We start from the raw sequence: 20,101 nt of genomic DNA, 5'->3' as shown, positions 1-20,101 counted from the left end.
ATGGAAAAAATCTGGCACATGATCTCAGCTACCAGCCGACGGGGAAGGCGAAACCGTGCGTTCTTCATTCGTGGTGACGCCAAGCTGCTTGAGCTTGCGATGCAGGGCACTGCGCTCCATGCAGACGAAACTGGCCGTCCGGCTGATGTTTCCGCCAAAACGCATAAGCTGGACCTGAAGATACTGCGTCTCGAACAGGTCCCGCGCCTCCCGCAGAGGCAGGCTCATGACATCCGCGCCGGAGCTGAGACGGGTCATGGACGGCGCGCCCTGGCTGATCGTGGCGGGCAGCATATCCGCACGGATAGGATCGTTGCCCGTCCCCGGCATCATGATCAGCAGCCGCTCCATCAGGTTGCGCAGTTCGCGTACATTACCTGGCCACTCATAGGATTGCAGTGCCGCAAGCGCATCCACGGAGAGTTCCCGAACCGGCAGCCCGGAAGACTGCGCACAGCGTTCGAGGAAATGCCGCGCCAGACCCGGAATATCTTCCCGCCGTTCCCGCAGGGACGGGATCCGCAGGGGAACGACCGCAAGACGGTAATACAGATCTTCCCGGAACCGCTGTGCCGCGATTTCGGACTGAAGATCGCGATTGGTGGTGGCAATGACGCGGATATCCACCTTCACCCGCGTATTGCCGCCCAGACGCTCGAATGTCTGGTCCTGAAGCGCCCGCACGATCTTGCCCTGCGTCTCAGGCGGCATGTCCGCGACTTCATCAAGCAGCAGCGTCCCGCGATGGGCCCGCTCCAGTACACCGCGCCGCATCGGCTGACCGTCTTCGCCATCAAGGCCGAAAAGCTCTTCTTCGAAACGGTTGGGAGCCAGCGTGGCACAGTTCAGCGCAATGAACGGCCCTTCCGCCCGGCGCGAGCGCGCATGGATCATACGGGCCGCCACTTCCTTGCCCGATCCGGCAGGTCCGCTGATCAGCACGCGCGAATTGGTCGGAGCAACACGCTCGATCTGGGCGCGAACGGCTGAAATGGCTGCCCCTTCTCCAGACAGCGTCGTCTCCGGCCCCGCCCGCAGACGAAGTTCCGCGTTCTCCCTGCGCAGGCGCGCGGCTTCGAGCGCACGCCGCACCACAACCAGAAGCCGGTCCGACTGGAACGGCTTTTCGATGAAGTCATAGGCGCCGAGCTTCAGGCTGGAGACCGCCGTCTCGATCGTTCCGTGACCCGAGATCATAAGTGTCGGCAGTCCTGGCTCTTCCACCTGGAAGATCTTGAGCAGTTCGATGCCGTCAAGACGTGAGCCCTGAAGCCAGATGTCCAGAATCGCAAGCGAAGGACGGTGCGAACGAAAAAGTTCGAGCGCCTGATCCGAGTTGGCAGCGGTGCGTGTGCGATAGCCTTCGTCGTTCAGAATGCCCTCAATGAGAAACCGGATGTCCGGCTCGTCATCGACGATCAGGATCTCATGTTCCATCTGCTGCCCTCGTGGTCTTGGGATCTGTGCCGCCCGGTCCATGGCTCTCCTGCTCCCATAACGGCAGGGACAGGGTGACGCGCGTCCCCTTCTGCCCGGTCAGCGGGCCTGGGGACCGGCCTGGTACCCGATCAGTGAGCTGAAGCATCCCGGAATGGTCCTCCATGATCTTCTTGACGATCGCAAGGCCGAGCCCGGTGCCCTTCGCCTTGTGGGTTACATAAGGCTCGGTCAGCCGGTGGCGTTCCACCGTCGGCAGGCCGATCCCGTCATCTTCTATGTCTAGCAGGACATGCCCGCCGTGAATGTGCAAGCCCACCACAATGTGTCCAATTGGCTGCACCCCCTGTCCCGCAGGCTGTCCGGACGGGTTTTCTCCCGGTTTTCCGCGGCCCGTCATGCTGATCGCATCAGCTGCATTCTGTAGCAGATTTGTAAGGGCCTGGCCGATAAGCCGCCTGTCGCACCGCACCAGCGGCCCCGATGGCGGCAGGCCGGACGTCTCGAACACGATTTCGGGATGAGCATTGCGCTGGAGCACGAGCGCCTCCCGGCACAGCCGTGAAAAATCTTCCGGCTGCATGACAGGCTGGGGCATTCGCGCGAAAGCGGAGAACTCGTCAACCATACGCCCGATATCGCCAACCTGCCGCACGATCGTATCGACAAGCTGCGTATAGGTCTCGGGATCGGACTGGATTTCCTTGAGAAAGCGCCGTTTCAGACGCTCCGCCGCAAGCTGGATGGGCGTCAGCGGGTTCTTGATTTCATGAGCCACGCGCCGCGCCACATCCGCCCAGGCCGCCTTGCGCTGCGCGGACTGGAGATCCGTGATGTCATCGAAAGTCACGACATAACCCGCGACATCCTGCCCCCGCAGTTCCGCCACGACCCGCACGAGAAGCGTCCGCCCCGCGGCTGCCCCCGCCCCCTCGCCCGGACCGCCTGGACGCTGAGCGCCATCGGTATCGACCTGGATTTCAGCCGTATGCACGCGCTCGGGCGCAAGACGCGCCGCATCCAGAATGGACGAGAACTCCGGAACCCGATCCGTCAGCTTCCTGCCGATCGCTGGCTGGAGATCGCGCTGGAGCACAATGGATGCCGCCCGGTTCGGCAGTTCGATCACCTGTGCCCTGTCCAGCCCGATCACGCCGGCAGACACGCCCGCGAGAACGGTTTCGGTGAAGCGGCGGCGCTCATTGATCTGGTCATAGGCCTGCATCAGTTCGGAGCGCTGGCTTTCAAGCTGATCGGTCATGCTGTTGAAGGCCCGGGACAGACCCGTCACCTCGTCATCCTTGTCCTGACCGGTGTCGTCCGGCACCGGGACACGAACGCCCAGATCCCCGCGGGAAATGCGCTGCGCCGCAAGAATGAGCAGCCCCAGCGGATTGGCAATGCGATTGGCAAGCGCCAGCCCCGTCAGCATCCCGACAGCCAGCACCAGCAGCCCCATCAGCGCGAAAATGACCGCGAACAGAACCTGCGTCTTGCCGCGATTGGTAATCAGACGCTGATAATCCGCCACCAGCGCATCGGTCCGGCGCATGTGTTCGACCACATCCGGATCGACAGGACGGGTGATGACGAGCATGAGCCCGGAATTTCCCCCCAGCGCCACCACGGCGCGCACCTTGCGCTGATCGGGACGGTCGAGAATCACCGCCTCGCCATGCCGGGCCAGTTCCACAACGGATTTGGGCGGCAGCGGCGGCACGGTCGACATGTCGGCATCGCTGCCCAGAAGGCCGCCAACCGCCAGCACCTTGTAGGTCAGGGGATCGAAGACCTCTGCATCCGTCAGACCCCGCTCGGTGACTTCATCGTCAAGAAACTCCTGAAGGCGCGCCGGGTCATGAAAAAGATCGGTCCCGCGCGAGAACAGTTCGTCGTTCTGGACCGTAATCAGTGTATTCGCGAGCGCGAAAGCTTCGGTGCGGGCGTTGTCGTTATGCTCCTGCAGATACCCGACCGCGACCGATCGTGCCTCTGTCAGAGCGTCGTTCACGCGGTTGGAAAACCAGATCTCCACACCATAATGAAAGAACAGCGTCGCCACCGCGCCCACCACGATGGTCGGCGCGACCGCCACAATGCCGAAGAGCGTAATGAGCCGGACATGGAGCCGCGCCCCTGCCAGACCAAGCCTGCGTTCGGCCAGCATCCGCCCGATCTGCACCACCGCCGCCGCGGCAATCAGCATGAGCATGATGAAGTCGAGCAGGAAGACGATCGCCTGAACCTGTGGTCGATGCGCAAGGGACATGCCGCCCGACAGTACGACAAACGTCGCAAAGGCAAGCACCAGCGCCATGACCGTCAGAAGAACCGCCCCGTTGGCGCTCGTCAGCCTTGCGAACAGGCGCCTCAGGGAAGGACGTCTCACTCGTCGATGCCTTTCGGGATCGCGATGTCCAGTTCGCGGATACGTTTACGCAGGGTATTGCGGTTCACCCCGAGAATTGCAGCCGCACGCAACTGGTTCCCGCAGGTCCGGCGCAGGACCATCGTAATCAGCGACCGCTCGACTTCGCCCACCACACAGGCATGAAGCTCACCGGCCACATTCTCCAGATCACCCTCAAGATATTCGGACAAAGGCCGCTCCAGCGCCCGCTCCAGCCCCCGTTTCATCCCCCCGGCGCGCGCCATGCCCGTTCCCGTCGCCAGACGGCAGACCGCGCTGATCCGCTCCGGCCCCAGGCGCTGCGCGGAGGGCAGCGCCGACAGCCAACGGTGCAGGGCGGCGGACAGACAGCCCTGCCGGAGCAGAAGAACGGGATCGTGACGGCTCCCCGCGATCACGCGCAGATCCGTGTTGTCCTGTTCCAGCCAGTCCATGAACCGGTCCTGCATCAGCGGACACAGACAGTCGATCTCATCCAGCAGAAGAGTGCCTCCCTGAGCCTGCTGGACCCAGCCTGCCTCACCATTTCCAAAAAGGGCCGCTTCACGGAGCGCCCGTGGCGTCGCGGTCAGGGCGGCAATCACGAACGGATTCTGTGCCCGCGGGCTGTGACTGTGAAGCCGCCGGGCGACGTCCTGCCGGTCCAGCCGGGACGCGCCGTACAGGAAAACCGGATGGCAGCCCTGCTCGACCAGACCTGAAGCAGACTGTTCCGTCATGGTCGCCATGGAAACGCCGGGCGCTTCACGCCTTCAGGCCGCTTCACGCGTGCCGTCGCGGCTCAGACTGCCCGTCGGGCCGGCCTCACGGTTGCGCACGACACCGGCGTCGATATGACGGTCATAGAACGCACTCAGCAGTGCAATGGCCTCAGCCGCGCTTTCCACACCATTGATTGTGGAGCGAAACGTCGCTGATCCCGGCAGCCCGGCGGAATACCAGGACACATGCTTGCGCGCGAGACGCAGACCAGGACGTTCGCCGAAATGGTCGAGCATCATGCGGTAATGCCGCAGGGCGATTTCCTTTTCGGTCGCCAGGTCCGGATCAGGCACGTCCTCTCCCGTCCGCAGAGAGCGCGCGACCTGAGCCGTAAACCACGGCCGTCCATAACACCCGCGCCCGATCATGACGCCATCAGCCTGGGACTGATGCAGCGCCTCACGCGCGTCGCGGATGGTGTTGATATCGCCATTGACGATGACCGGCAGGGACACGGCGTCCTTCACCGTTTTCACGAAACGCCAGTCCGCCGTGCCGTTATAAAACATCTGCCGCGTACGACCATGCACGGTCACAAGCCGGATGCCGCTCTCTTCAGCAATCTTCGCCAGACGTGGCGCATTCAGCGAGTTATGGTCCCAGCCCATGCGCATCTTAAGCGTCACCGGCACGTTCACGGCCCTCGCGGTGGCTTCCAGAAGCTTACCGGCCAGAACCTCGTCCCGCATCAGCGCAGATCCGGCCATCTGCCCGATCGCGACCTTCTTCACCGGGCAGCCGAAATTGATGTCGATGAGGTTCGCGCCCCCATCCACCGAAATCTTCGCAGCCCGCGCCATGGCATCGGGATCGCATCCGGCCAACTGGACCGCATTCGGCCCGCGCTCGGCCATCCGGGCCATGCGCATGGTGTTCTCGTTCTCGCGGATCATCGCCCAGGATGCGATCATTTCCGACACGACCAGCCCTGCCCCCAGATCGCGGGCAAGCTGACGGAACGGCAGATCCGTCACACCCGACAGGGGCGCCAGGATCACCGGGTCCTCGATCACGACACCCTGCCCCAGATCGATGGGTCGCAGAACACGGTTCGGAGGCGCGGTTTCGGAAACGTCAGAAGGAGAGGGAGCTGTCATGGCCCGCCCAATTTAACCGTCACGTCCCGCAAGCGCAAACGCTCCTTTGCACGCAACCACGCCCCCGGTCCGTGCGCTATTCCTTCCGTCCTTTCAGGAAGAAGACCATGCCCCACATCACGACCAGCGACGGAACACGTATCCATTACGAGGAACAGGGGCACGGACGTCCTCTCGTCATGCTGCATGGCTGGACATTCTCGGGACGTTTCTTCCACCGCAATGTCGGGCCGATCTCGGAACAGGCCCGCGTCATCACCGTGGATCTGCGGGGGCACGGACATTCCGAAAAGCCGCGGCATGGCTATCGCATCTCCCGTCTGGCCGCCGATCTGCGGGATCTTCTGGTCGCGCTGAACCTTCAGGACGTGACGGTTCTGGGCTGGTCGATCGGCTGCCCCATCATCTGGTCCTATCTGGAGCTGTTCGGATCAGAGCGCATCCGCAACGCCATTTTCGTCCAGCAGACTCCGAAGCAGTATTATTCGGCTGACTGGAAGCTCGGCCACGCCGCCTGTTTCGATCAGGCCGGGCTGACAGCCGTGCAGCAGCAGCTTACGCTGACACAGGACGAGTTCGACAGGGGCAACCTGGAAAGCTGCATCTGCCATCCCCTGCCGGAAGAGGAGAAAGCGCTCCTGCTCCGGGAAATGGCGCAAAGCCCCGCTCATGCCCGTAGCTCCATGATGGCGGATCACACCACGCAGGACTGGCGCGACGTCCTGCCGCGCTTCACCCTGCCCGCCCTCATGATGATCGCCCGCAAGGACAAGGTCCTGAATCCGGACGGTCCCGCCTGGGTGGCACAGCACATGCCAAACTGCACCGGCGTGGAGTTCGAGGACAGCGCGCACATGGTCTTTTTCGACGAGACCGAAAAGTTCAACCGCATCGTTCTCGACTTCCTGAAGAGGTGATCCCATGACCAAACTCCCCTTCCCTTTCGGCATGAACGAATTCACGACCCAGCCCTGGTCGTTCGAGGAAGACGTGGCGCGCTACCGCGACCTCGGCGTGGATGCGATCGAGATCTGCGAGGCCAAGCTCGATCCGGATCGCATTGAGGAGCAGATGCGCCTCGTCAGGGAGAGCGGACTGGGCGTCAGTGCGGTCCAGCCTCTGGTGCGGACCTTCTTCGGAAGCGCGATGGTCCCCGAACCGGAAGCGCCTGAAGCCCGCGTCAAACGTCTTGCCCAAAGCCTGAAAACGCTCGCGCCTCATGTCCCCGGCAGCGTCTTCGTGACCAATACCGGCGCGCCACCAAAGGGTAACATGCGCCGTACCATGGACGAGACGGTGCGTTACCTGAAGGAACTCTGTCCCCTTGCCGGGGATCTGGGCGTTTCCCTGTCGCTGGAGCCGCTCAACCCGACCTCGGTGAACACCGAAAGCGCCATCTGGACCATCGAACAGGCCATGGACATCATCGACGGCGTCGGCCATCCGGCGATGGGGCTGTGTCTGGATTACTGGAACATCTGGCAGCAGAAGGACGTCTGCGCGGCTATCCGCGCTGCGGGAAGCAAGATCAACGTCCTTCAGGTCAGCGACTGGCGTACGCCCTATTCCGCCGCCGATCGCCTGATCCCGGGCGATGGCTGCATCCCGCTTCATGAAATGCTGCGGGCAACATGGGACGCGGGCTTCCGGGGTGCCTGCACGGTGGAAATCTTCTCGTCAGACGTGCCGGACAGCCTTTATGACCGCGACCTGAGCGACGTCATCCGCTTCTGTCGCGAAGGACTGGATCAGGCCTGGACCGGCGAGACCTGACGTCACTCTGTCGGGCCGATTTCCTCGCGGTGCCGTTTCAGCCCGTCCCGCGTGATGACGAAACGCCCGTCATCGCGCAGTTCCGACAGTCCGAGCCGTTCCAGCCGTTCAAGACAGGGCTGGTCTTTCAGCCCTGTCGGTCGTCCCGTCGCCGTGCACAGCAAAAGCCGGTGCAGCGTCGAGCGGCAGCACGTCTCCAGATAAGGCTCGTCATAGGTTTCAGCAGCGGATGCGTCGGACATGGGTTCGCGTCTATCGCGTCCCTGCGCCACCGCCAAGACAAAACGCCATCAGATACACTCCGGGGATGTGAGCCAGACGCGCGAAGCTGATGCGTCACACCGCGGATTAGGGTATGGAAACGACTCATGATCGATCTCGGAACGCTCGTCACCCCTCTCCTGCACCGCTTCGACACCGAAACGGCGCACGAACTCGCCATTCACTCCCTTGCCCTCGGCCTTGGAGGTCAGGCGCCAAAGGATGTGCCGGCCCTCTCGACCCGCACGCTCGGCCTGCGCTTTCCCAACCCGATCGGCCTGGCCGCCGGGTTCGACAAGGATGCCCGCGCCATCCGTCCGCTGGCAAAGCTGGGCTTCGGCCATATCGAGGCCGGGACCGTGACCCCCCGCCCCCAGCCCGGCAATCCCGGCCCCCGTCTGTTCCGGCTGGTCGAGGATGGCGCGATCATCAATCGCATGGGCTTCAATGGCTGCGGCGTGGACCGCTTCTGCCGCCGTCTCGCCCGCCTGCACCGCCCGATGCCCAATGGCAGGATGCGCGGCCCGACCGTCCCGCTTGGCGTGAATATCGGGATCAACAAGACCGGCTCCGACCCGCTGCGGGACTATCCGGACCTCGTGGCCCGCGTGCGCCCCTATGCCGATTACATCACGATGAACCTGTCGTCCCCCAACACGCCGGGGCTGCGTGATCTTCAGTCGGCAACGATGCTGAAAGAGCTTCTGGACGCCATCAATACCCGCAATCCGGAGCGCCCGCCGCTTCTGGTCAAGCTCGCGCCCGATCTGGATGACAGCTCGTACGAGCCGATCCTCGAAGCCGCGATCGAAGGCGGCGCGCAGGGCCTGATCCTGACCAACACGACCATCGCCCGTCCAGCAACCCTGCGTGACCCGGCGGCCCGCGAAAGCGGTGGCCTCTCCGGCCGCCCCCTCGCGCCGCGTGCCCGCGATGTCCTGCGGATCGTCTCGGGACTGAACAAGGGTCGTCTGGCGCTGATTTCCTGTGGTGGCATCGAGACCGGCGAAGACATCCTCGCCCGCATCCGCATGGGCGCGGATATGGTGCAGATCTATTCGTCCTTCGTGCTTCAGGGCCCCGGCATCCTGACCCGCATGAAGACGGAACTGCTCGATGCCATGCGTCGCGACGGATTCGAGACGATCGCCGATGCCCATGGCATTGACCGGCCGAACTGACGGACTGCTCAGCTTCCGGTTCAGGGCATCTTTCCCTTCGGGGGAAGGTGCCCTTTTCGTATCCGGCCACCCCGCGCAATGAACCGCTTCAGGGGAGGAAATCGAACCCCTGCGGCCGCAAGCCGTTGAAAACCCCATCAAGACACTGGACGGAACACCTTCGCATGACCACACGGCTTCCCGCGCGCGCCTTTTCACATCCCCGCAGCCCGTGCCCCGGAACGACCTGTGGATACTTGCCGGGCGCTCTGTTCCTCGTTTTCGGTCTGCTCTGCGCAGGTGTGACGACACCTCCTGCGCTGGCGGCAGCGGCGCAGACGACGGCGCCTCCGGCCAGAGACGCGCCCAAAGATGCCGACAAGACCCAGCAGTCAGATCCCGCCAATTCCGGGCTTGGCTGGAACGCGGTGTCCGCCTCCATCAGCCGTCAGCTCGATGACAGCGCGGCGGTATTGCAGCAGGTTTTCGCGACGCTGAACCGCAAGGACGTCAACACGGGCAATAACGAACTCGACACCCTGTCGGCCCAGGTCCAGAAGGTCCAGCAGAACACGCAGGACGCGGTCACGCAGATCCAGTCCTATGACAGCATCACCGAATCCTTCCTGAAAATCCTTGGCCCGAAAGCCGCGGAAAACGAGGATGCGTCCGTCACCGCACAACGCCAGCGGATGCAGCAGAATTCACAAACCGTGAAATCGGCACTGATGCGGGCCAAGCTCTATAATCTTCAGGCCCAGCAGCTCAACACGGCCATCAATGCCCGGCGCACCCGCCTGCAACACGCGGCCCTGTCCGAACGGACGGTCTCCCCGCTCGCCCCGCGCTTCTGGAACACGCTCCTGACCGAGCGCGCCGAAAACCGCTATTCGCTCCATGCCGGTGGCGTGCTGTCCGACTGGCTCTATCTCCTGATCGGCTGCGCGATCACCTTCGCGACCATCGGCCTGAGTTCGCCGCTGATCCTGCGTCTGCTCAAACGCTGCGGCGCCCATTTCCGTCCCGCCACCGAAGACAGCGTGAAAGAGGCCCTCTCGGGCAGCATCATCGCCATCACGCTCAACGGCGCACTGGAGGCCCTGCTCGCCACCCTCGTCTGGTTCATCTGGGCGGCGACAGCGCTTCCCGACGGGGGCGGCCCGATCGGCGCCATCATCGGAGAGACGGTCCCCGTTTGCGGCTTCATTATTGGTGCCGGGCTGCCCGTCTTCGGACGGAACGGTGTTCTGGCTCAGGGGAATCCGGGCGAACGCAAGGCACTGCGAGGTGTGGACTGGATCCTTGCGATCAGCATCCTTCTGCTGGACCTGCTGCGGGCCTTTCAGGCTCAGGACGCCTTTGGCCAGACGCTTCAGCTCCTGCTGGAAATCGCGTTCTCGATCGCCATTGGCCTGTGCGCCGTGGACACATTCCGCAGGCTTGGCAACCAGAACGATACCCGCGGTTTCGCACCTTCCGCGCTAGGCGTTTCCAGCCTGCTTCTGGCGGTGACGGTCATCTCCATTCTGCTGGGCTATGTGGCTTTCGCCTTCACGCTCAATGGCTGGCTGCTCTCGCTGGGTACGGGTGTTGCCATCGTGACGCTTCTGGGCCTGTGCTGGCGCGACGTACTGGACCGGCTGTTTTCGGAAGGCGGGTTCTTCAGCCTGCGGCTGGTCCAGCTCGGCCTGACGCAGCGACGCCTGTCACAGATCGGCGTGATCCTCTCGGGGCTCGGCAACGTCCTGCTCCTGCTGCTCCTGTTCTCCATCGCACAGACGGATGGCAGCTTCAGCGTCGCTGACATCACGAACCGGCTCTGGCTGCTGTTCGTCGGCAATACCATCCACGGCGTGAAGATCTCGCTCGATACCGTGGTGCTGGCCATCGTTCTTCTGGTGGTGGCCTATTACGCGATCCGTCAGACGCGCGGCTGGCTGCGGGACCGCTTCTTCCCCACCACACGCCTCGATATCGGCAGCCGCACCTCGATCCTCAGCATCTTCACCTACTGCGCCTGGATCCTCGTCGGCCTCGGCATCCTGTCCATCGCCGGTGTCTCTGTCCAGAACCTGACCTGGGTGGTCAGCGCACTCTCGGTCGGTATCGGTTTCGGCCTGCAATCCATCGTGCAGAACTTCGTCTCCGGCGTGATCCTGATGGCCGAACGCCCCGTGCGCGTCGGCGACATGGTCGAGATCGCCGGCACGCGCGGCGACGTCAAACGCATCAGCATCCGCGCCACCGATATCGGCCTGAGCGATGGCTCGACCATGATCGTCCCGAACTCCCAGTTCATCACGACCAGCATCAAGAACGCGACGCTGAGCGGCGCCACCGGCGTCCTGACCCTGACGTTCAATATCCCCCTGACGACCGATCCCGAAAAGGCGAAGGCCATGCTGCTTGAAGTCGCGGCCCACCGTGACGAAGTTCTCGCAACACCGTCACCAAAGGTCCGGGTCAGCGCGATTACCGGAGACAGCCTGACCATGACCCTGAGCGTCGCCCTCATCTCGGCCCGCGACGGCGGCAGTGTGCAGGACGCCATTCTCTTTGACGTCTTTCGCCGCTTCCATGCCGAGAACGTCGCCATCACAACAGCCTGATCGGAAAATACTTTCCGGGACTCCGCGCAATACTCGATTTCCAGACGGACTGGTCCTAAGGTCAGTCCGTCCAGAGAGGCCAGGATCCAGACCGATGCCATCCCCGACGCAGATTTCCGGAGACAAGACGCCGGGTCAGGTTTTTCACCTGCCTGTCCGCTCCAAGACGCTCTCCATGGCGGAAGCCGCGGTTCATCTCGGACTGCCGGAGCGCCGGATGAAGCTGCTCTCCCTGCTCGGCACGGGGCCGGCACGTACGCAGGCACCCGACGGGAAAATCGCGTATCGCCGTGAGGATCTGGAGCTCTATCTCACCGCCCTGCACGAAAAGGCCGATATCTCCGGCACGGAAATGATGCGCCGGCGCGCCCAGGCCGCAGCCAGCCGTCAGCGGGCGCTGGAACTCGTCCAGATCGGCAGCAAAACAGGCTTTCCCGATCCCGATCCGTTCATGATGCTGGCCACGGGCGCAGATGCCCGTCAACACGCCTGTTTTTTTGTCATCAAGGTCATGGCGCTGTTCGGACTGATCATGCTCTGCATCTCGTCCACCCCGCTGCTCCGGGCGCATTTCAACTGACGGGCCATATCCTGCCCGTCAGTTGACAGTTCTTACTCAAAGCCGCAGAGCACGGCCTTTCCAATACCCTTGCCGCTTTCGAGCAGTTCATGCGCCCGGCGCAGATTGGCAATGGTGATCGGCCCCAGCATCTCATGCAGGGTCGTCTTCAGAAGACCGGCATCCACAAGCGATGCCACCTGCGCCAGAATTCTGCCCTGGGCGGGCATGTCCGGCGTCTCGAACATCGGACGTGCGAACATGTATTCCCAATGCACGGAGAGGGCTTTGCGCTTGAAGGGCATGATGTCGAACTCGCCCGGATCGTCGATCAGGGCCAGCGCGCCCTGCGGCGCGAGAGAGCGCACGATCGCATCCCTGTGCTCGCCGGATGCGGTCAGGCCGGCCACATAGCGCACCTGTGGAATTCCGATCCGCGCCAGTTCCTGATCGAGCGGCCGACGATGATCGATGACGTGATGCGCGCCCATTTCCAGGCACCAGTCCGTCGTCTCCGGACGGGATGCCGTGGCAATGACTGTCAGCCCCGTGAGACGGCGCGCGATCTGCGTCAGGATCGAGCCCACGCCCCCCGCACCGCCGACGATCATGATCGCATCGGGATTGTTCATCTCGCCCAGCCGCACACCCAGCCGGTCGAACAGCAGTTCCCAGGCCGTAAGCGCAGTCAGCGGCAAGGCTGCGGCTTCGGCATCGGAAAGGCTTTTCGGCGCGAGCGCGATCAGGCGTTCATCGACAGCCTGAAACCGCGCATCGCTCCCATGCCGGTTGGCGGTGCCCGCATAGAAAACACGATCTCCGGCCCGGAACCCCCGGACCTGACCACCGGTCGCAACAACAGTTCCGACCGCGTCATATCCCAGAATCCGTGGCTCATCGCCCGGCGGATCCATCGACCGCAGCTTGGTATCGACGGGGTTAACCGAAACGGCCTGGATTTCCACAACGACATCCCGCGGCCCCGGAACAGGGGTCGGAATGTCGAGTTCGACCAGCGCATCGGTTTCGTCCATGCGGGTTGCGCGTCTGTGCCCGAAAGCCTTCATGGGAGAGATCTCCTAACTCAGAAAGAGCACTGCCAGAGGGGTCAGCCGTGGCGGTCCATCAGCATGTTCGTCACCGCCGCCTTGAACGGCAGCAGACGGTTGGCCACTGCCAGTCCGGCCCGCCGTGCCATCAGGAATGGTGGCTCATCGCGGGTATAAACCGTGGCGATCGCATTGGTCGCGGCAAAGAGCGGCGCTGTTGCCAGGCGATGCGTGCGTTCGAAACGCGACAGAACGGACGGATCGCCCGCATCCCCCGGACCGTCGGCAATCGCCCGCGCCAGAACTTCCTGCCCCTTCAGGCCCAGATTGAACCCGTGCGCCGTAATCGGATGCATGCCCACCGCCGCATCACCAATCAGCGCCAGACGCGGAGCCTGGAAACGATGCGCATAGACCGCCTTGAGCGGATAGACGCAGCGTACGCTTTCCAGCGTCATCTGCCCCATGCGTCCCTGCGTCCGGGCCGTGATGTCCTCGCTGAAAGCCTTGCCATCAAGCGCCTTGAGGCGCGCGATTTCATCAGGCTCCAGCGTCAGGACCAGCGACGAGCACGATCCCGACCTGTCGTCAGGTGCGACCGGGAGAAGGGCAATCGTCTGTCCTTCATCGAACCACTGAAGCGCGGTATTGGCATGAGGTTCCGGATGTCGCAGGCGACAGACCATAATGCTGCGCTGGAAATCATGCACGATCGCACCAATCTCCGCTTCGGCCCGCAGACGCGAAAACCGCCCATCCGCCGCAACCAGGAGATCAGCCTCAATCCGCTCCCCATTGACCAGCACAACACCAGCCGAGCGGGTATCGTGCCACGAACTGGCAATGCCTTCCCCGGCCCGGATGTCCACGCCCGGCGTTCGCAAAGCGACACGATACAGGGCACGGCGGATCAGGTGGTTCGCCACCATGTGTCCCAGTGCATTGGGCCCATCGGAAGGTGCATCGAACAGAAGCGGCGGGCTGCCGGACTTTCCTGTCTCAATGCGCGCCGTGTACATCGGGCAGATATTACCGGCGGGGATTTCGTCCCACGCGCCGACACTCTTCAGCCACTCCGACGCATGATGCGTCAGCGCGATCTCACGGCCATCGAACGGAGGATCAGCCAGCACGTTCGCTGGTGAGCGCTCGACCACACAGACCCTCCGGCCATCGCGCCCGAGCGAAATGGCGCAGGCCAGACCGACAGGGCCGCCGCCCGCAACAATGACGTCGTAACGCATCAGATCAACCGGCGTCCGCGGCGAACGTGATGGCATCCCCTTTCCAGACGGCCATGTAATCATCGATCTCGGGCCGCTTGCGCTCATCCGAGTGCTTGGCAGGCGTTCCGACAAACAGGAAACCGGCCAGACGATGCGGCTCGGGCAGACCCAGCGACTCAAGAAGCACGCGGTCCTCACAGAACGGCCCCGTCACCCACATGCCTCCGAATCCGGCAGCATGCAGCGCGTTCAGGACGTTCATCGCCCCCGCCGCCACAGCCATTTCCTGCTCGATCACCGGGATCTTCCCCTCCGGCTGCAGATGCATGCCCAGGGCAATGATCATCGGCATATTGGCAAAGCGGTGATGGCGCTTGGTTTTCTTGCCCTCGGGCGCATCAGGCTCCTGCCGACCCATCGCTTCCACCACGAGATCGGCAAACGCCTCACGGTGCTTGCCCTTGACCACCGTATAGCGCCACGGACGCATTTTCCCGTGATCCGGAGCCCGCAGGCCGGCGGACAGGATGGTCCGGAGTTCATCCCCCTTCGGCGGGGGCTCGACGAGATGGTCCGTCGAAGCGCGGGAGAGAAGGACGTCGAGGGGGGAATGATGATGTGCCATAATCAGGAAATATGGCCCGATCTCCACTCTCCGCCAAGGGCAATTTCCAGACTCCGACATTCTCAAGGAATAGTGACGCCCCCTCGTGCCGGTCGATACGGATCGGCCTCCTCTCCATCCCGGATTTTCTCCCTGTCTGCCAACGTATTTTGCAGGCATCTTTGCCAGACAGCGTGGAAATCCGCGTCGTGCTGGTGTAGCAGGAAGAACATGAACGAAAGCCGCCACGCCCGCCTGCATCGCGCCACCAGCGAAACCGACATCACTCTTGCCCTCACGCTCGACGGCCAGGGCCGCTCCGACGTGGACAGCGGCATCGGTTTCTTCGACCACATGCTGACGGCACTGGCCAAGCATGGTGGTTTTGACCTTGAGCTGAAAGCCAAGGGCGACCTGCATATCGACGGCCACCATACGGTCGAGGATGTCGGCATCGTCTTCGGACAGGGCTTCCGTCAGGCTATCGGCGACAAGCGCGGCATCGAGCGTTTCGGCCATGCCCTCGTGCCGCTGGACGAAGCCCTGTGTGAGGCGGTCGTTGATATTTCCGGTCGCCCCTATCTGGCTTGGAACGTCGTCTTTCCGCGCGAGAAGATCGGCACGATGGACACGGAGCTGTTCGAAGAGTTCTTCCGCGCCTTCGCCATGTCCGCCCATATCGCCCTACACCTGACCTGCAAGGCAGGAACCAACGCTCACCACATCGCCGAAAGCGGCTTCAAGGCCGTTGCCCGTGCCCTGAAGGTCGCTGTTTCGCACGATCCACGCTCGGCTGGCGCCATCCCCTCCACCAAAGGCGTGCTGTGAAGCTCTATATTCCCTGCACGAAACCGGATGCCACCGGACCGCAGATGCCTGGCCCGCAAATGCCTGTCATGGTGCATGACGGATTTTCATGGCGCGTCCTGTTCTTCGGCTGGTTTGGGCTGCTGACCTACGGCGCATGGATTTCCGCCCTGCTGGCCGCGGCCAGCACCATGATTACGCTGCATGTTTTCATGGGCTTCTGCTCCCGGCTTGACCTGATCGTGGCCATCCATGCGGTTCTCGCCAGCTTCACGGCTGAGATCCGCCTGTGGGAACAGCGCCTGAACGGCCGCGTTACCGGCACGCCGATCGCCGCCCCCAGCCGGGATATCGCCCTCCTGCGCTGGATGGACCAGCAGCACTACGCCGCCCCTTACGGCAACACATCTCCGGAGTTTCCATGCGCGTCGTCGTAATTGACTACAATGGCGGAAATCTCGCCTCGGCCGCACAGGCAGCCCGCAAGGCCGCGACCCGCAAGGGGATCGAAGCCGACGTCGTCATCTCCCGTGACGCGACCGACATCCTGAATGCCGACCGTCTGATCCTCCCCGGACAGGGCGCTTTTGCCGACTGCGCACAGGGCCTTGGCCCCGAACTGCGCAACATGCTCGAAACCGCGACCGCCAACGGCACACCGTTCCTCGGCATCTGTGTCGGCATGCAGCTCATGTGCGAGTATGGCCTCGAACATGGCCGCACCGAGGGTCTGGGCTGGATTTCGGGCAATATCCGCCGCATGGACGAGGCCGCAAATGCCGGTCTGCGCCTGCCGCATATGGGCTGGAACACACTCGACTTCACGCCCGGCGCCCATCTGCTGACGGATGGCCTCACCCCCGGCAATCACGGCTATTTCGTTCATTCCTACGCCCTGCATGACGGTGCGGAGAGCGATCTGGTCGCAACCGCGCAGTATGGCACGCAGGTTCCGGCCATCGTCGCGCGCGACAACCGCTGCGGCACGCAGTTCCACGTTGAAAAAAGCCAGGATGTCGGTCTGACGATCCTCGGCAATTTCCTGCGGTGGACCTCATGACCATCACCTGTGAACGCGTCGTCTCGCCGCTTCCGCCCGAAGATCTGGACGCGCTGATCGAGGCCACGTCTGCCGGTATTCTGGACGGCGGCGGTTTCGGCTGGCTTCAGCCTCCCGGCCATCAGGCGCTGGCCCGTTATTTCGAAGGCCTGCTGCTGGTGCCTGAGCGTAGCTTTTACGTCGTGCGTGAGAACGGAGTCATCTGCGGCGCAGGCCAGCTCGTCCGCCCACCGGCAAGTTATGAAGCCCATGCCGCCACCGCCAATCTGACAGGCTTCTTTGTTGCCCCCTATGCCCGCGGCCGCGGTCTGGGACGTGCGCTGCTGGAAGCCATGCTCAAGGGCGCGAAGGCCATTGGCTGCAAGGTTGTAAACTGCGACATCCGCGAAACACATGTCGCCGCTATCGGGCTGTTCCGGTCGTTCGAATTCGAACACTGGGGGACCCATCCCTATTATGCACGGATCGGAGGGCAGACGGTGCGCGGACTTTTTCTCTCGAAACTTCTGGCAAACGAGAACGAGGCCGCCCGCTGGCAGTCCAGCATCGCCATGCCTGACACCAGCAGCGCGGCTTCAGACACGATGCCCAACACAGCCCCCCCGGCTCACGGCCTGACGCTCTATCCTGCCATCGACCTCAAGGACGGCGCCTGCGTCCGCCTGCGTCGTGGGGAAATGGAAGATGCCACCCATTATTCCGACGATCCCGGAGCCCAGGCCAAGCTGTTCGCGGAAGCCGGCTGCCGACACCTGCACGTCGTGGATCTGAACGGCGCCTTTGCGGGCCGCTCTACCAATATTCCGGCCATTGAATCCATCGTGAAAGCCACGAACCTGCCCGTGCAGCTCGGTGGTGGCATCCGGGACATGGCCGCCATTGAACGCTGGCTCGAAGCAGGCGTCTCGCGCGTCATTCTGGGCTCGGTCGCCGTCAAGGATCCCGAACTGGTCCGTCAGGCCGCCCGCGCCTTCCCGGGCCGCATCGTCGCTGGTATTGACGCCCGACAGGGCCGTGTCGCCACCGAAGGCTGGGCCGAAGTCTCCGAACTGGAAGCCAACGACCTCGCTCTGCGTATGGAAGATGCCGGTGTTGCTGCCGTGATTTTCACCGAAATCACCCGCGATGGCATGCTGGCCGGACTGGACCTTGAACAGACCGCGGACATGGCCCGTCGTCTCTCCATTCCTGTGATTGCCAGCGGTGGCGTCGGCAGTCTGGAGCATCTCAAAGCCCTGCGCGATGTTGCCCGCGATGTTCCGGGCATTTCCGGCGCCATCGTCGGCCGTGCCCTGTATGATGGCCGCATCTCGCTCAAAGACGCTCTGGACGTCCTCGGCTCATGCTGAAACTCCGCGTCATCCCCTGCCTGGACGTCAAGGACGGCCGCGTCGTCAAAGGGGTGAATTTCGTCTCCCTGCGCGATGCCGGCGATCCGGTCGAACAGGCCAAGCTCTACGACGCTGCCGGCGCCGATGAACTCACCTTCCTCGACATCACGGCCAGCGTCGAAAACCGCGACACCATCCTTGATGTCGTCCGCCGCACGGCCGAGGCTATCTGCCTGCCCCTGACTGTCGGCGGTGGCGTGCGCACCTGCGAAGACATGCGCCGCCTGCTTCTGGCCGGGGCAGATAAATGCGCCGTCAATTCCGCCGCCATCAAAAACCCGGAACTGATCCGCGAAGCCTCCGAACGCTTTGGCAGTCAATGCATCGTTGTCGCCATTGATGCCCGTTCCGACGGCAAGGGCGGCTGGGAAGTCCATGCCAAGGGAGGCCGCGAGCCCACGGGGCTGGACGTGGTGGAATGGGCCAGGAAAATGCAGGATCTGGGAGCGGGCGAAATCCTGCTGACCAGTATGGACCGCGACGGCACCCGTGCGGGCTTCGATCTCGATCTCCTGCGCGCGGTCTGCAACGCCGTGACCGTTCCCGTTGTTGCCTCTGGCGGCGTGGGCGAATTACAGCATTTCGTGGAAGGCGCTGAAGTCGGCGCAAGTGGCCTTCTGGCGGCAAGTGTGTTCCACTTCGGCCAGTTCCGTATCGATGAAGTCAAGAACGCACTGAACAAGGCCGGACTGCCGGTCAGGCTTGGAGAGTAAAACCATGGGAAAACCCGCCACCAAACCGGCCCCGAAGCCTTCGAAGCAGCAGGACGACAAGAAGTCCGATCTTCAGAAGGAACTGGTGCTCCAGCGTCTGTATGACACGGTTCAGTCCCGCCGCGGCACTGACCCGTCCCTCAGCCACTCCGCACGACTGATGGCCCGCGGTCGCAACAAAATCGCCCAGAAATTCGGCGAGGAAGCCGTCGAGTGTCTGATCGAGGCCGTCAATGGCAACCGCAAGGAACTGATCGGTGAAAGCGCTGACGTGCTATACCACCTGATCGTCATGTGGGTGGACGCCGGCGTCTCTCCCGAAGACGTCTGGACGGAGCTCAAGCGCCGTGAAGGCACGAGTGGCATTGCCGAGAAGGCCGCACGCCCCAAGGAAAAGCTCGGCTGAACAGGAAGCAGACCATGGCATACGATCCCGGCAACATCTTCGCCCGTATCCTGCGCAAGGAAATCCCGGCCCGCGCCGTCTATGAAGACGACTTCGCGCTCGCCTTCCACGACATTGCCCCCCAGGCTCCGATCCACGTTCTGGTCATTCCAAAGGGACCTTACGTCTCCATCGCCGATTTTGGGGCGACAGCCTCTCCCGATGAAATCACTGGCTTCTGGCGCGCGGTCTCCAAGATTGCCGAAGAGCAGGGCCTCACCCACGAAGGCTTCCGTCTCATCAGCAATTCCGGCCCCAATTCCGGGCAGGAAGTCCCCCATTTCCACGTCCACCTGTTCGGCGGCGCTGCCCTCGGCCCACTGCTGACGCAAAAAACTTATTAAAATAAGACTTGCCAAGATCCGAGGGGCCGACTATCAAGCCCCTCGCCTCGTCCCATTCGTCTAGAGGCCTAGGACACCGCCCTCTCACGGCGGCAACAGGGGTTCAAATCCCCTATGGGACGCCAATCTTTGCAGTGACTTAGAAGTCATAAAGCGAAACGATTGATCGTTTTTGGGCCCACCTTGGGCCCACTGCCAAAAAAGACGATAAGCACATGGTCCCAATGGGCCCATGAAAAGGCTATGCTGGGCCCAAGCGAGGCTCACCATGAAAGACCGAATCACTTCCGCCAAAATCGATCCTGCGACAGGCCGCCCCCTCCCCGCAGGCGTCGAATATCGCGGCAAGGGCCAGTATCGGGCCCGCAAGCGCATTGCCGGCGGCGAGAGAATC

The 20,101-nt window shown here is 63.0% G+C and carries 20 protein-coding genes and 1 tRNA gene; 13 read left to right on the top strand and 8 right to left on the bottom strand.

The window, feature by feature from the left end:
• Positions 1–24 precede the first annotated feature (24 nt).
• Genes ntrX through dusB form a run of 4 tightly spaced genes read right to left on the bottom strand, consistent with a single transcriptional unit; the run spans position 25 to position 5,706 of the window.
• The gene (gene ntrX, locus GFJ39_RS08105) at positions 25–1,437 is read right to left on the bottom strand and encodes a nitrogen assimilation response regulator NtrX (RefSeq protein ID WP_153430864.1); all 1,413 of its coding nucleotides are present in this window, start codon (positions 1,435–1,437) and stop codon (positions 25–27) included.
• Entirely contained in the window at positions 1,427–3,826 is a 2,400-nt protein-coding gene (locus tag GFJ39_RS08100; RefSeq protein ID WP_325062881.1) for a sensor histidine kinase NtrY-like, read from the bottom strand. The genes ntrX and GFJ39_RS08100 overlap by 11 nt, the downstream gene beginning before the upstream one ends.
• Positions 3,823–4,575, bottom strand: coding sequence for a sigma 54-interacting transcriptional regulator (locus GFJ39_RS08095; protein WP_194285324.1), 753 nt, complete (start codon positions 4,573–4,575; stop codon positions 3,823–3,825). The genes GFJ39_RS08100 and GFJ39_RS08095 overlap by 4 nt, the downstream gene beginning before the upstream one ends.
• Before the next feature lie 24 nt (positions 4,576–4,599).
• A complete protein-coding gene (dusB, locus tag GFJ39_RS08090) occupies positions 4,600–5,706 on the bottom strand; it encodes a tRNA dihydrouridine synthase DusB (RefSeq protein ID WP_153430863.1) in 1,107 nt (368 codons plus the stop codon).
• A gap of 107 nt (positions 5,707–5,813) precedes the next feature.
• Between dusB and GFJ39_RS08085 the strand changes: the two genes are divergently transcribed.
• Both GFJ39_RS08085 and GFJ39_RS08080 read left to right on the top strand, forming a co-directional pair.
• Entirely contained in the window at positions 5,814–6,623 is an 810-nt protein-coding gene (locus GFJ39_RS08085) for an alpha/beta fold hydrolase (RefSeq protein ID WP_153430862.1), read from the top strand.
• 4 nt (positions 6,624–6,627) lie between these two features.
• Positions 6,628–7,479 carry a sugar phosphate isomerase/epimerase family protein gene (locus tag GFJ39_RS08080; RefSeq protein WP_153430861.1) on the top strand — a complete coding sequence of 284 codons (852 nt, stop codon included), beginning with the start codon at positions 6,628–6,630 and terminating at the stop codon, positions 7,477–7,479.
• A gap of 2 nt (positions 7,480–7,481) precedes the next feature.
• Here GFJ39_RS08080 and GFJ39_RS08075 read toward each other — a convergent pair whose 3' ends face one another.
• Positions 7,482–7,721, bottom strand: a complete 240-nt coding sequence (locus tag GFJ39_RS08075) for a hypothetical protein (protein WP_153430860.1) — start codon at positions 7,719–7,721, stop codon at positions 7,482–7,484.
• A gap of 126 nt (positions 7,722–7,847) precedes the next feature.
• Between GFJ39_RS08075 and GFJ39_RS08070 the strand changes: the two genes are divergently transcribed.
• The 3 genes from GFJ39_RS08070 to GFJ39_RS08060 all read left to right on the top strand — a co-directional run bounded on the left by GFJ39_RS08070 (position 7,848) and on the right by GFJ39_RS08060 (position 12,089).
• Positions 7,848–8,921, top strand: a complete 1,074-nt coding sequence (locus GFJ39_RS08070) for a quinone-dependent dihydroorotate dehydrogenase (protein WP_153430859.1) — start codon at positions 7,848–7,850, stop codon at positions 8,919–8,921.
• A 164-nt stretch (positions 8,922–9,085) separates the two neighbouring features.
• Positions 9,086–11,509: a DUF3772 domain-containing protein gene (locus GFJ39_RS08065; protein WP_153430858.1), complete on the top strand. Its 2,424-nt coding sequence runs from the start codon at positions 9,086–9,088 to the stop codon at positions 11,507–11,509.
• Between the two features lie 94 nt (positions 11,510–11,603).
• The gene (locus tag GFJ39_RS08060; protein ID WP_153430857.1) at positions 11,604–12,089 is read left to right on the top strand and encodes a hypothetical protein; all 486 of its coding nucleotides are present in this window, start codon (positions 11,604–11,606) and stop codon (positions 12,087–12,089) included.
• A gap of 32 nt (positions 12,090–12,121) precedes the next feature.
• Here GFJ39_RS08060 and GFJ39_RS08055 read toward each other — a convergent pair whose 3' ends face one another.
• Genes GFJ39_RS08055 through GFJ39_RS08045 form a run of 3 tightly spaced genes read right to left on the bottom strand, consistent with a single transcriptional unit; the run spans position 12,122 to position 14,968 of the window.
• Complete coding sequence (locus tag GFJ39_RS08055) at positions 12,122–13,135, bottom strand: zinc-binding alcohol dehydrogenase family protein (RefSeq protein ID WP_153430856.1); 1,014 nt, start codon at positions 13,133–13,135, stop codon at positions 12,122–12,124.
• 41 nt (positions 13,136–13,176) lie between these two features.
• A complete protein-coding gene (gene ubiM / locus GFJ39_RS08050; RefSeq protein ID WP_153430898.1) occupies positions 13,177–14,361 on the bottom strand; it encodes a 5-demethoxyubiquinol-8 5-hydroxylase UbiM in 1,185 nt (394 codons plus the stop codon).
• A gap of 4 nt (positions 14,362–14,365) precedes the next feature.
• Positions 14,366–14,968 carry a nitroreductase family protein gene (locus tag GFJ39_RS08045; RefSeq protein WP_153430855.1) on the bottom strand — a complete coding sequence of 201 codons (603 nt, stop codon included), beginning with the start codon at positions 14,966–14,968 and terminating at the stop codon, positions 14,366–14,368.
• Between the two features lie 210 nt (positions 14,969–15,178).
• On the opposite strand from GFJ39_RS08045, the gene hisB reads away from it, so the two are divergent.
• The 8 genes from hisB (at position 15,179) to GFJ39_RS08005 (ending at position 19,832) form a co-directional block, all read left to right on the top strand.
• Positions 15,179–15,775: an imidazoleglycerol-phosphate dehydratase HisB gene (gene hisB, locus GFJ39_RS08040; protein ID WP_153430854.1), complete on the top strand. Its 597-nt coding sequence runs from the start codon at positions 15,179–15,181 to the stop codon at positions 15,773–15,775.
• Between the two features lie 44 nt (positions 15,776–15,819).
• Entirely contained in the window at positions 15,820–16,191 is a 372-nt protein-coding gene (locus tag GFJ39_RS08035; protein WP_153430853.1) for a hypothetical protein, read from the top strand.
• A complete protein-coding gene (hisH, locus tag GFJ39_RS08030) occupies positions 16,176–16,814 on the top strand; it encodes an imidazole glycerol phosphate synthase subunit HisH (RefSeq protein WP_153430852.1) in 639 nt (212 codons plus the stop codon). The genes GFJ39_RS08035 and hisH overlap by 16 nt, the downstream gene beginning before the upstream one ends.
• A complete protein-coding gene (gene hisA / locus GFJ39_RS08025; RefSeq protein WP_153430851.1) occupies positions 16,811–18,163 on the top strand; it encodes a 1-(5-phosphoribosyl)-5-[(5-phosphoribosylamino)methylideneamino]imidazole-4-carboxamide isomerase in 1,353 nt (450 codons plus the stop codon). The genes hisH and hisA overlap by 4 nt, the downstream gene beginning before the upstream one ends.
• Positions 18,157–18,918: an imidazole glycerol phosphate synthase subunit HisF gene (gene hisF / locus GFJ39_RS08020; protein ID WP_153430850.1), complete on the top strand. Its 762-nt coding sequence runs from the start codon at positions 18,157–18,159 to the stop codon at positions 18,916–18,918. Before hisA ends, hisF begins: the two co-directional genes overlap by 7 nt.
• Positions 18,919–18,922: 4 nt before the next feature.
• Entirely contained in the window at positions 18,923–19,324 is a 402-nt protein-coding gene (locus tag GFJ39_RS08015) for a phosphoribosyl-ATP diphosphatase (RefSeq protein WP_153430849.1), read from the top strand.
• Between the two features lie 14 nt (positions 19,325–19,338).
• Positions 19,339–19,707 carry a histidine triad nucleotide-binding protein gene (locus GFJ39_RS08010; protein ID WP_153430848.1) on the top strand — a complete coding sequence of 123 codons (369 nt, stop codon included), beginning with the start codon at positions 19,339–19,341 and terminating at the stop codon, positions 19,705–19,707.
• A gap of 49 nt (positions 19,708–19,756) precedes the next feature.
• Positions 19,757–19,832 (top strand) — tRNA-Glu (locus GFJ39_RS08005).
• Positions 19,833–20,101: the final 269 nt, after the last annotated feature.

The sequence above is a fragment of the Gluconobacter aidae genome (assembly GCF_009547075.1).
Taxonomy (GTDB): domain Bacteria; phylum Pseudomonadota; class Alphaproteobacteria; order Acetobacterales; family Acetobacteraceae; genus Gluconobacter; species Gluconobacter aidae.
This window is presented reverse-complemented; position numbering and strand designations above follow the sequence as displayed.